Raw genomic sequence first — 10,657 nt, 5'->3', positions numbered from 1 at the left:
TGTGCACCTGCTCGGTGCCGCCGTCGACGCCGGCGGTGCGCACTTCGCCGTGCACGGGCACGCGCACCACGGCACCGAGGAGGGCCGGACGCGCGCAGGCTGCCCGGTGCGCAACGTCGCCCAGCCCGTGATCCGGCGGCCCTACGCCGTCTACACCCTATCCCGAGCAGGTGCCCTGGTCGCGCCGTCCGGGTAGGATCCTGCGGGAGGCAGTGCGTGGATACCGCTGAGATCGAGGACCGCCGAACCGGACGGGTCGCGAGCATCCGGCGACCGGCGCAATCCCTCACCAGTGCGGCCGAGCTCGTCACCCTCGAGGGCCTGGTGCGCGCATGGTGCAACCCGATCAGGGAGGGCGATGCCGAGATCGAGTTGGACGGGCTCGCGGCGGCGCGCCCCGAGCGGGTCGTCTACGGGCTGCTCTGGCTGCTCGGCCTCTGGTGCTCGCTGGTCGGTGCGCGGGTCGGCGCGGACGTCGAGCAGGAGTGCGTGGGAACACTCGACTACAGGGGCGTGCGGCGTGAGCTGAGCGGGCTCGACGACCAGGGATGGGCGACCCTCACGCAGCTGGTCCGGCGTGGCGTGGTCGCGGCGCTCCACGGCGAGGACGAGGCCGCCGAGTACCTGCGCATCGTGGGGACGCTCTTCCCGGGACTGGGAATGCTGCGCCGCCATCTTCTCATCCTCGCCGACGGCTTCTCGCAGGACATGGAACGCAACGACCTCACCCCGTGGGGCGCGGCCGCGCACCTGATCCACTCGGCGGGATGGGGGGACCGAGCCCCGGACTCATAGGCCCTCCGCCGATGGCCAGATCTGGTCGACCGCGAGTCCGAGCTTCGAGGCGGCCGTCAGGATCGCTCGCCGCGTCTCCTCGACCGTCTCCGGTGACGGCGGTTCTCCCTGATACTCGAGACTGAGCTTCCACAGCGAGTCGCCGTCACGGTACAGCTGCAGCACCGTCCGATCGGGTGCGTCCTCACCCAGGTACCGGTAGCCGAACTCCGCGTCCTCGGCGTCGGTGAGACGACCTCTGCGGGTCAGTGAGAGGAGCTCACGAAGTCGGTCGAGCCTGGACTGCGACAGCTCACCCCGAAGCCAGACATCGAGCAGGCGGTTCATCGGCATGTCACGGGCCACTCGGCGGGTGGACGATCCAGTCCGTCTCCTGGAAGTGCACCGAGATGCCGCTTCCGATGCCGGTTGTGTCCAGGGGCCCGGTTCCGGGGAAGACGGCATGGGAGACGTCACGCCCGAGCGCCTGCGACCAACTCCGCGACCAGGCGGTCAGCTCCGGGAAGGTGGAGTTCATCAGGACCTTGTTCAGGTATCCGTGACCGGTCGTGATCTCTCCCTTGAACCTGGTCGGGTCCCATCGTGACCGGGCGATCTCCACCATTCGGTCGTTGGAGATGTTCAGGTCGTAGTCGCTCCGGACATCCTCCAGGCCGAGCCGGTGCATCGAGTCGAAGGGGCGGCGCAGGGGGCGGTTGGGGTCGTCGGCGAGCCATTCGCGAAGCCGTCCAAGGGCCTCTGGGTTGCCGGCGAGCTCGGCCTCCGTCGGGAGCGTCTTGTGAATGCCCGAGAAGCCGCTGGACGCCGATCCGTGCAGCCGGATGTCGGTCGCGGCAGGGTCGATGCCCTCCTTGCGGAGGGCGTCCAGCAGGCTCGACCTGAACTCGGAGAACTGTTCGGGCGTCATCCCCAGCGGTGCCTGGCGCTCCATCAGCCAGTCGATCTGCTGCCCGGTCAGCCCCAGGAAGTCGATGTCGCGCGCTTGGAGCCGGTACCCGGAGTCGTCCACCGGCCAGCGTTCGGGCTTCCCGCCCGGGGGGCCGCCACCCTCCGGCCCGGGCGGCGGAGGATCACCCTCCGGTCCCCGCCAGCCCGAGGCCTCCCGCGCGCCGGCACCAGCGTCCTCCGCAGCGGCGCCGGTGTCCCGGGCGGCCGCCTCGGCCGCACCCTTCGCGGCCGTGTCGCCGGCGGTCTTGACGGCTCCCTCGCCGGCGACCTTGGCGGCGTCCTCGGCGACCGACGTCGCCACCTGCTCGGCGGTGGTCTCGCCGGCGGTCCTCGCCACCCCCTCGCCGGCCACCGCGGCCGCACCGCCGCCCCCCATCGTCAGCACGGTCACGATCACGTCCGGGGTGAGGTGGCCCAGCCACTTCGCGTAGTCGCCGCTCTGCAGGTCCTTGACGTCGATCATGTTTCCGAGCGCGTCGACGGGGTGCTCGACGATGTGCGCCAGGCCCTTGGCAAACTGCTCCTGCAGCTTCACCGTCCCCGCCGGGTCGACGGCCATGCTCGCCATCCACATCGGCGTGCCCGGGATCACCCGCGCCAGCAGCATCGCCGCCTGGGCCATGTCCTTCACGCCCGTCGCGAAGCCGGTGACGAAGTCCTCCGCCGCCTGCTCCGCGCTCGACAGCGTGTCCATGGGATGCTCGATGGCGTGGAGGATCCCGCCGCCCAGCGACTCCAGCCCGTGCAGCGCTGAGCCGGCGAGGTGCTCCGCGCCGGTCGCCAGCGCCGCCGCGGTGTCCCCGGGATGCTCGGCGCCGCGCTCGACTGTTCCCAGCGCGTCCGAGGCCGCGTGCTCCACCGCCGACGCGGCATGGCTCAGGGTCTCTCCGGGGTGCTCGACGGCATGGATCAGGCCCCCGAGCAGGGCGTGGTCGTGGTGCTCCTTCTTCTTCGGCGGCGGGGGCGCGGCCGCGGCCCGCCGGGCCTCCTCCAGCGCGGCGGTGATCGCCGCCTCGGCGACCACCACGGGCTGGCCGGCGCCGCCTCCGCCGGTCCCGCTCTGAGGCACCGTCCCGGCCCGCTCGAAGGCGGCGGCGATCTGGCCCACCCGTTTGTCGATCTCGAGGCACCGCCGCGCGTGCAGTTCCAGGTCGTCCTCGATCCGCGGAATCGGATGGCCGAACTCCGGCCGGCTCGCGCGGTAGGCGTCCAGCACGTGGCCCAGCCGCAGCGCCAGCTCGTGGATGTGCTGGTCGATCTGCATCGCCGCCTGGGAGTAGGCGCGCAGGTCGGCGGGAACGGCGCTGCTGGTGGCGCCGGACCCGGCGTCACCGGCGGTGCTCATCCGACCCCCGCGGTGGGCCCGAGTGCCCCCGGACGTGATACGCCCACGCCCACGTTCCAGCGATGGAGAGGGAGGCAGCCGCCAAGGGGTTGTCGCCGGCCGCGCAGGTCACCACGTGCCCTCCGCCTTCTCGGCAGCGGTCGACTGCGCGGGCGGCGAGGTCGGTGGTTGCACGGGCGCGCCGCTGAGCACACGGCCGGGAGTCGGCCGCGCCGCCTGGAGGATGTCCACCCCCGAGCTGTCGATCAGGTAGCCGCGGCCGTCGCCCATCGCCACCGGCACGCGGCGGGGGAGGGGCGTTCCCAGCAGCTCGCCGTCGAGGTCGAGGTTGGGACGGAGCAGCAGGCCGAGCTTCGATCCCCGCACCGTCTGGGTCCAGTGGCCGTACAGGGGTCGCAGCGCGTCGGCGCGGCCGGCGACGACGAGGTGGACGTCGGGGCGTCCGCGGTGCAGCAGGGTGGCGATGGCGCCGTCGCCGTCGTCGAGGGCGTCGGCGTCGTCGATGAGCACGACGTGGGGGCGGCCGTCGGCGGCGATGGCGGCGAGCAGAGCTCCGACCTCGGCCGGGTCGGCGGCGAGGTGGTCGAGGTCCGGGGACTCGCGCAGCGGCGAGCGCCGCGGGGCGATGCCGGCGCAGACGATACCGCTCTGAGCGCGGGCCACCACCTCCGCGATGATGCAGAGCACCGAGCTCTTCCCCGACCGGGCCGGACCGGCGACGAGGGCGTGGTCACCCTCGAAGAGGGTCAGCCCCGCGGGGCCGAGGTCACGCTCACCGATGCCGAGGGGGATGAACCACGGGGGCGCCCCGAGCCGGGCCGCCGGCGCGATGACGGTGACCGCCACCTGGTCGGGCAGCACCCCGACGTCGGGGACCGAGCGCGTCGCCACCGGTGCCGCGGAGGCGGTCGCCGCCACCGCCGCGGTCAGGCTGGGCGACGGCCGGGCCACCTGGACCACCTGCGCCGTCTCGGCGAGGAGCGCGCGCCCGGGTGTGAATCGCGGCACCTGGCGGCGGGTGATCCCGAAGGCCGAGTACTCCTGCGCGTCGGAGAGCCGGAGCAGCAGCTTCTGCTGGGTGAGCGACGCCAGCGCCGGCGGGATGGCACCCGCACGGTCGCCGCTCAGCACGGTGAGGATCCCCACCTCGGGACCGTCGGAGAAGATGCGGCCGAGATCGTCCACAACGTTCACGGTGGCGATGTCCGAGTACTCGGCGGTGAAGCCGGAGTGGTTGTCGATCAGCAGCAGGATCATCGGATCGTCGCCCGCACCGGCGAAGCCGCGTCCCTTGCGGCGGTCGAGCTCGCCGCGGAGCTGGCGGATCAGGCGCATCTGCCGCTCCCGTTCGCGGGGGCCGACATAGGCGCCGGTGTGGGGCAGGCCTGCGAGTGGCTGGAGGTCGCCGGCGCCCATGTCGAGGACGTAGAGGTGGAGGTCGTCGGGACCCCGGGTCCGCGCCTGGGCGAGCGCGAGGCTGGCCAGCGTGGTGGTGGTGCCGCTGCCGACGTTGCCGACGACCAGCAGGTTGCCCCGGGCCGGGTCCCACCCGTGGGGATACTGCGCCTGCGCGTCCGGGTCGTCGGCGAGCACGAAGCTGGCGAGGCCTGGCGCCGCGGCGGTGCTGGAGGGATGGGGTGACGCCGGCACCGGGCAGACCGCGTCGAGGTCGAGCTCGTCGGGGAGCGCGTCCGGCCAGGGACGGCGCGGCAGCGCCATCCCCGCGCTCCGGAAGGCGCCGTCCACGGCCTCGACCAGGCGGCTGAGATCGCTGGCGCCGTCGCGGGCGGTGCGGGCGGAGGTCGCCGCCCGGGCCGAGCGGCCGAATCGGAAGGGGGCGACATCGACCGGCGACTGGGTGCCGCCGGCGCTGCTGCCGGTGACCAGGGCGGTCTGGATGAGCACCACCTCCCCGGGCCGAAGGCGCACGCACGCGCGTCCCAGCCGGACGATGTCGGCGGCGTCGGCGACGTCGATGACGTCGGTGGAGTCCTGCCGGTCCTCGACGCGCAGGCAGATGCGCAGCTTCGTGTTGGTGCGGATGTTGTCGTTCACCGCGCCCGACGGCTTCTGGGTGGCGAGGATCAGGTGCACGCCGAGGCTGCGTCCCCGCTGGGCGACGCCGACGAGGGAGTCGATGAAGTCGGGGATCTCCTTGACCATGGTGGCGAACTCGTCGATGACCACCACCAGCCGGGGAAGCGGCCGCTGCGCCACCTCGCCGCGCTGCTGCCGGCGCAGGTAGTCGGGGAGGTCGGTGGCGCCGGCCTCGCGGAGCACCCGCTCACGGTGGCGCAGCTCGGCCTCGAGGCATCGCAGCGCGCGCTCGCCGAGCTGCTCGTCGAGGTCGGTGACCACGCCGACGCAGTGGGGCAGCCGCGAGCACTCGTCGAAGCTGCTGCCGCCCTTGTAGTCGATGAGCACGAAGGTGAGGTGGTCGGGATCGGCCACGGTCGCCATCGAGGCGACGATCGAGCGCAGCAGCTCACTCTTGCCCGAGCCGGTGGTGCCGCCGACCAGCGCGTGGGGGCCGTCGCGGACCAGGTCGACGACGAAGGTGCCCTCCTCGCTCACCCCCACCGGCGCCGCCAGGGTCGGCCCGTCGTGGGGCCGGCGCCAGCGCTCGAGCAGGGCGTCGGGGGTGGGCTCGGTCAGGTCGAGCAGGGTGAGCAGGGAGGTGAGGTCGGGAAGTGCCGCCCCGGCGTCGCCCACCTCGGGGTCCTCGAACCGTGCCAGGGCGCGGGCGCAGCGCCGGGCGGTGGGCTCGGCGAGGCCGCCGATCACCAGCCGGTCGACGCGCTCGCCCTCGGCCGGGCGGGTCAGGGTCGCCAGCCCGTCGGCGCCGGTGGCCTCGATGACGGTGGTGCAGAGTGCCGGCAGCCGGTCGGCCGAGCTGGCGATGACGATGCCCGCCGCCGGGCCGCCGTCGCCGCGGAGCAGAGCCCGGGCGGGAGCGTGCCGTCCCGCGGTGAGGCTGTCGTCGTCGATCACCGCGAGCGTCACCGGGCCCTGCTTCCTGGCCCCGCCCCCGAGCAGGGTGCGCAGCAGGGCGTCGCACTCCTCGGGCCCTGCGGCGAGCAGGCGCGCGCCGCCGGCGCCGGCGCGGTCGCGGGTGTGAGGCAGCCACTTGGTCCAGTCCCAGACCGCGGTCTGGTCGGCGGCGGTGAGCACGGCGACGCGCACGTCGGCGGGCCCCTGCAGCGTGGCCACCTGGCAGAGCAGCCCGCGGGCGAGGGCGAGCGCAGCCTCGCGGTCGCCGGTGATGCCGACCACCCCGCCCCTGGCGAGCACGGCCGGCGCGGGCACCAGCGGCAGGGTGGAGAACTCCACCAGCAGTGCCGACACCTCGGGAGCCGGGGTGGTGCGGTCGTCGACCACCGGCGGCGTCCAGGGAAGGTCGGCGAGGCCGGCGCTCAGCTCGAGGAAGTCGCCGTGGCCGGGGCGCCGCTCCCAGAGCCGCACGCTCGGCGCCGTCGCCCGGCGCAGCACCTCGGCGAGGTCCGGCCCGGCCGCGCGCCGCCGCTCGACCTCGGCGCGTCGCTGCCCGGCGAGCTGCTCACGGAGGGTGGCCAGCGCCGCCTGGAAGTCGCGCATCCCCCTGCGGAGCGAGCGCTTGTTGCGGAACCGGCTCTCGTACCAGTTGCCCAACACCATCACGGGAGTGAGCAGGGTGAACAGCGCGAACAGGACGTTCTGCAGCGCGACCATCATCACCACGCCGAGGACGAGCGGGGAGACAATGGCGGCGACGCTGAAGATCGGCTTGCTGCCCTCGCTCGGCGCCTTCGGAAGGGTGAGGGGGACCTCGGCGCGCAGCTCGGTGGACCGCGGTGGGCGGTTGAACGGGATGGTGCCCGCGGCCGTCGCGTAGCGGAGCGGATCGATCGCGGCGGGGCGGTCCTGGACGGCCCCGGTGGCGACGGCGAGGTGCACCGTGCCCACCTCGAGCACCGCGCCGGCGGGGAGGGGGGCATCCCCCTCGAGGCGCGCGCCCTCCAGCCAGCAGCCGGCGCGCGACCCGGTATCACTCACCCACGTGATATCCCCCGGGCCGACCCGCAGTCGACAGTGGTGCCGCGACACCGTGGGCACGCCGATGACGACGTCGCAGGTGGGGTCGCGGCCGACGGTCACCTCGCCCTGGTGCAGCTGCACCGCCCGGCCGGCGTCGAGACCTCCGATGACCCGCAGCTCGATTGCCGCTCCGGCCTCGGCGGGGATTGCAAACGCCGGACCGGTGGCGGTTCGTACCTCCGCCCCCTCATGGAGGCCCGCCTCGCCGATTCCCAGCGAGGGGCTGGCGACGTGGTCTCCGATGAGCAGTCCCTGAGCCGGTGCGGTGCCCAATGCGACAGCCAGATCAGCGACCGTCGCCGAGCTCTCGTTGATGCGCAGGTCGAGCTCGCGCTCGCAGTCGCCGCCGGTGAGAACGAGCTGCACGCCGATCCCCTCGATCGCGGTTGGTCCGGGCGGCGGAGCTTATCGGGTTTCACGGCTCCGCGCCGCCGCGGCGACCGCCCGGCGCGCACTCGTGCGATTGCGCCGAGACGTGAGGACCACGTTTGCGGCGTTGTTGACTGTGCCCCGTCACGATGCCACCATGGCGGCCCCTTCGACCCAGTACGGGAGCATGCCCATGTCGCAACGCGTTCTGTCCACCGAGGCCGCCCGCTCGGCGATCCAGAGGATGCAGGCGATCCTGGCCGGCGAGCTGGAGGCCCAGGTCAAGCAGCTCGAGCGTCAGGGCGACGTGCTCTCGGATCCAAACGTCTGGGACGGCCCCTATGCGAGCCAGTTTCGCGGCAGCATCTGGCCGCAGACGCGGGGCGCGCTGGACCGCACCGTGACCGCGCTCGACGAGCTGCGCACCGCGGTGCAGCGGGTCAACGAGAACATCATGAGCGCGGGCGGCGGCGGCTGATCCCGCGGGTCGGCAGGCGGGGACGGCGCGGCGGGCGCCGTCCCCCGCACGCGTGAGCACCTTCCCGACGTGACCGCCCGATGAGCCCTCCGGCGGATTTCGCGACCGACGGCACCAGCAGCGCCGTTCCCGCGGACCTGCGCCCTGACGGAGATGAGCATGTCACGGAAGTTGTTCCACTTCAGGTTCACCGGAGACCTCGACTCGAGACGAACGGACCTTCTGCGCGAGGCGTCCGGGATGCGCATCAGCCTGGCGAACAACCATGACCGTGAACCGGGGCAGGGCAGCATTGGTCCAGGCGCGTCCCTCCTGATGTTCGAGGGCACGAACCCGGATACCTGGGAGATCGAGGCGCGGGCATACGATGGCGACGACTACGACCGTGAGGAGGTCGAGCGGCGCCGGCAGAGCATCCGCCGTGCCCTGCCACAGATCGCCGACCGCTGGGAGGAGGTCGTTGACTGAGGTCGGCGCTGATGCCACGATGCGACACCCATGTCCGAGCCCGTCCCGGTCTCCCCGGACGTCCACTTCGACCCGGTCGCGGCCGCGGCGGTGGCCGACGAGTGCCGGCGCACCAGCGCGCTGCTCGCCGAGCTGACCGGGCAGCGGGTCAGGCTGGCCGCCACCGCCAGGGAGCACTGGCGCGGCCGCAATCGCCAGGCCTTCGACGACGACCTGCACATGATCACCACCGAGGTGAGCCGGATCAGCGACGACCTGCTCCGGGCCGCGGGTGACCTGTCCCAGGCGACCGATGCCGCCCAGCTGGAGCAGCGCAGCCGTGACCTCGCCCGCCCGCAGCCGCAACCGGTCAGCGACGCGGTGCCCGGCGTGAGCGGCCGGCTCGGGGCGCGCTGACGGAGGGCCGGCGCTGAACTTCCTGGCCAGACGAGGGGGACGGGGCGCTGAGGCGGTCCCCCTCGGCAGCAGCTACCTGCTGTTCGAGTCGATCGGCCGTGGCGGGATGGGACGGGTCTGGAGGGGCGCCGTCCGCAGCACCGGGGAGGCGGTGGCGGTCAAGGTCCTCAACCCCGAGCTGGCCGCCGATCCCGAGGTGGTCGCCCGTTTCCTCCAGGAGCGGGGCATTCTCATCGGCCTGGACCATCCGCACCTAGTCGGTGTCCACGATCTGGTGGCCGAGGGGGACACCCTCGCCATCGTCATGGACCTCGTCCAGGGCTCCGACCTGCGCAGGTACCTCGGCGAGAACGGGCCGCTCGCCCCCGCCTTCGCTGCCGGGCTGATGGCCCAGGTGCTCACCGGCCTGGCCGCGGTCCACAGCGCCGGCATCGTCCACCGCGACCTCAAGCCGGAGAACATCCTCCTCGAGGTCAGCGACGACCGGCCACCCGTCGCGCGGCTGAGCGACTTCGGCATCGCCCGGCTCACCACCGGCCCGGGGCTCACCCGGACCACCGGGCTCATCGGCACCCCCGAGTACATGGCCCCGGAGATGGCCGAGCAGGTGGACGCCGGGCCGCCGGCCGACATCTACGCGGCCGGGATCGTGCTCCACGAGCTGCTCACCGGACGCACGCCCTTCGCGGGCGGGGCGGCGGTCGCCATCCTCCGCCGGCACGTCGACGAGCCGCCGGCGCGGCCGGAGGGCCTGCCCGACGCCCTGTGGCAGCTGCTCTCCGAGATGCTCGCCAAGCGGCCCGACCAGCGTCCCGGCGCCGCCGTGGCGGCCGAGCGCCTGGTGGCGCAGGTGCCGGCGCTGCTCGCGTTCGCGCCGGCCGCCGGGGGGTCCGACGCCGGCGCCGATCCCAACGCCACCCGCCTCCCCGGCCACCACCTGGGACGGCGTCCCGGCGACGCCCTCGACACCGGCCGGATGGCGGTGCCGATGCCCCTCGCCGGGACCGGCCCGCAGCGGGCCACCGCGGCGGCCGGCGACCAGCAGCTGACCATGCTCCCCGGGCGCGCCCGGGTGCCGATCGCGTTCGGCGGCGCCACTCCGGCGGCCCCGAAGGGCACGCAGCGGACGGCGATGCTGCTCGCCGGCGGGGTGATCGCCGTGCTCCTGGCGTCGCTCGTGACCGTCGGCCTGCTGCACCGCTCGTCGCCCAAGCCCGCGGGTGTGGCGCAGGCAACCGCGTCAGCCGCCCCGACCCCTGCGCCCGAACCCTCCCTTCCCGCAGATGGGCGCGTGAACAATGGGGCGCTCGACACGGATTTCAATCGACCTGGCGAGCAGAACGGCGGGTTCGAACTGACCTCCGACAACCCGCCCGACACCGCGGCAACAAAGGTCTATGTGGGCCCCGCGGGCGACCACTACCTGAAGGTTGTTGCCAGGGGGCCGGTGGTGGCCATCTTTCGCAAGAGCGCAAACGCGGTGCTGGCGCCATCACATCCGGTGAACATCGGCGTCCGGATGCGCACGGAGGGGACATCCGGCGTCCGGTGCGAGGTCATCGCGGGCAGCTACCCGAAGGTCAGCACCAAGCGCACCCTCGATTTCAACTCGAAGACGGTGTCGGTCACACCGGCCTGGACGGTCGTGACCTCGACGCCAATCGTCCCGGTGCCGGGAGACACGTTCCTCTACCTCGGCATCACCTGCCGGAGCGACACCACGAACCCGGTGATTGTGATCGGGCAGGTGCAATACACCTTCACGTCGGGTCCAACGCTCCGCC

The 10,657-nt window shown here is 73.2% G+C and carries 9 protein-coding genes; 6 read left to right on the top strand and 3 right to left on the bottom strand.

Going from position 1 to position 10,657, the window contains the following annotated elements; all coding sequences use genetic code 11:
* Together VGL20_06290 and VGL20_06285 are read left to right on the top strand one after the other, a co-directional pair.
* Positions 1 to 196 (top strand): metallophosphoesterase (locus VGL20_06290; GenBank protein ID HEY2703282.1); only part of this gene is annotated, 196 nt, incomplete at its 5' end.
* Positions 197 to 216: 20 nt separating this feature from the next.
* Positions 217 to 795, top strand: a complete 579-nt coding sequence (locus VGL20_06285; GenBank protein HEY2703281.1) for a hypothetical protein — start codon at positions 217 to 219, stop codon at positions 793 to 795.
* On the opposite strand, the gene VGL20_06280 is transcribed toward VGL20_06285, so the two are convergent.
* The 3 genes from VGL20_06280 to VGL20_06270 all read right to left on the bottom strand — a co-directional run bounded on the left by VGL20_06280 (position 790) and on the right by VGL20_06270 (position 7,528).
* Positions 790 to 1,122: a hypothetical protein gene (locus VGL20_06280; protein ID HEY2703280.1), complete on the bottom strand. Its 333-nt coding sequence runs from the start codon at positions 1,120 to 1,122 to the stop codon at positions 790 to 792. The two genes, VGL20_06285 and VGL20_06280, sit on opposite strands and share 6 nt — an antisense overlap.
* A 7-nt stretch (positions 1,123 to 1,129) precedes the next feature.
* Complete coding sequence (locus tag VGL20_06275; GenBank protein ID HEY2703279.1) at positions 1,130 to 3,088, bottom strand: hypothetical protein; 1,959 nt, start codon at positions 3,086 to 3,088, stop codon at positions 1,130 to 1,132.
* A 108-nt stretch (positions 3,089 to 3,196) separates the two neighbouring features.
* A complete protein-coding gene (locus VGL20_06270; protein HEY2703278.1) occupies positions 3,197 to 7,528 on the bottom strand; it encodes an FtsK/SpoIIIE domain-containing protein in 4,332 nt (1,443 codons plus the stop codon).
* 196 nt (positions 7,529 to 7,724) lie between these two features.
* Here VGL20_06270 and VGL20_06265 point away from each other — a divergent pair, with 196 nt between their 5' ends.
* The 4 genes from VGL20_06265 to VGL20_06250 form a co-directional block, all read left to right on the top strand.
* Positions 7,725 to 8,009, top strand: coding sequence for a WXG100 family type VII secretion target (locus VGL20_06265; protein ID HEY2703277.1), 285 nt, complete (start codon positions 7,725 to 7,727; stop codon positions 8,007 to 8,009).
* 240 nt (positions 8,010 to 8,249) lie between these two features.
* On the top strand, positions 8,250 to 8,477 hold the full coding sequence (locus tag VGL20_06260) for a hypothetical protein (protein HEY2703276.1): 228 nt from the start codon (positions 8,250 to 8,252) through the stop codon (positions 8,475 to 8,477).
* Positions 8,478 to 8,507: 30 nt separating this feature from the next.
* Entirely contained in the window at positions 8,508 to 8,873 is a 366-nt protein-coding gene (locus VGL20_06255; protein ID HEY2703275.1) for a hypothetical protein, read from the top strand.
* A 106-nt stretch (positions 8,874 to 8,979) separates the two neighbouring features.
* A partial coding sequence (locus VGL20_06250) for a serine/threonine-protein kinase (protein ID HEY2703274.1) occupies positions 8,980 to 10,657 on the top strand: 1,678 nt, incomplete at its 3' end.

Source organism: Candidatus Dormiibacterota bacterium (assembly GCA_036495095.1).
Classification (GTDB): Bacteria; Chloroflexota; Dormibacteria; order Aeolococcales; family Aeolococcaceae; genus CF-96.
Note: the sequence above shows the minus strand (reverse complement) of the source record. Positions and strands in the feature narration are given on the sequence as shown.

Bases quoted from the DNA above. Each gene is read 5' to 3' on its own strand.
- VGL20_06280 (HEY2703280.1), bottom strand. From the start codon at position 1,122: ATGAACCGCCTGCTCGATGTCTGGCTTCGGGGTGAGCTGTCGCAGTCC.
- VGL20_06275 (HEY2703279.1), bottom strand. From the start codon at position 3,088: ATGAGCACCGCCGGTGACGCCGGGTCCGGCGCCACCAGCAGCGCCGTT.
- VGL20_06265 (HEY2703277.1), top strand. From the start codon at position 7,725: ATGTCGCAACGCGTTCTGTCCACCGAGGCCGCCCGCTCGGCGATCCAG.
- VGL20_06260 (HEY2703276.1), top strand. From the start codon at position 8,250: ATGCGCATCAGCCTGGCGAACAACCATGACCGTGAACCGGGGCAGGGC.
- VGL20_06255 (HEY2703275.1), top strand. From the start codon at position 8,508: ATGTCCGAGCCCGTCCCGGTCTCCCCGGACGTCCACTTCGACCCGGTC.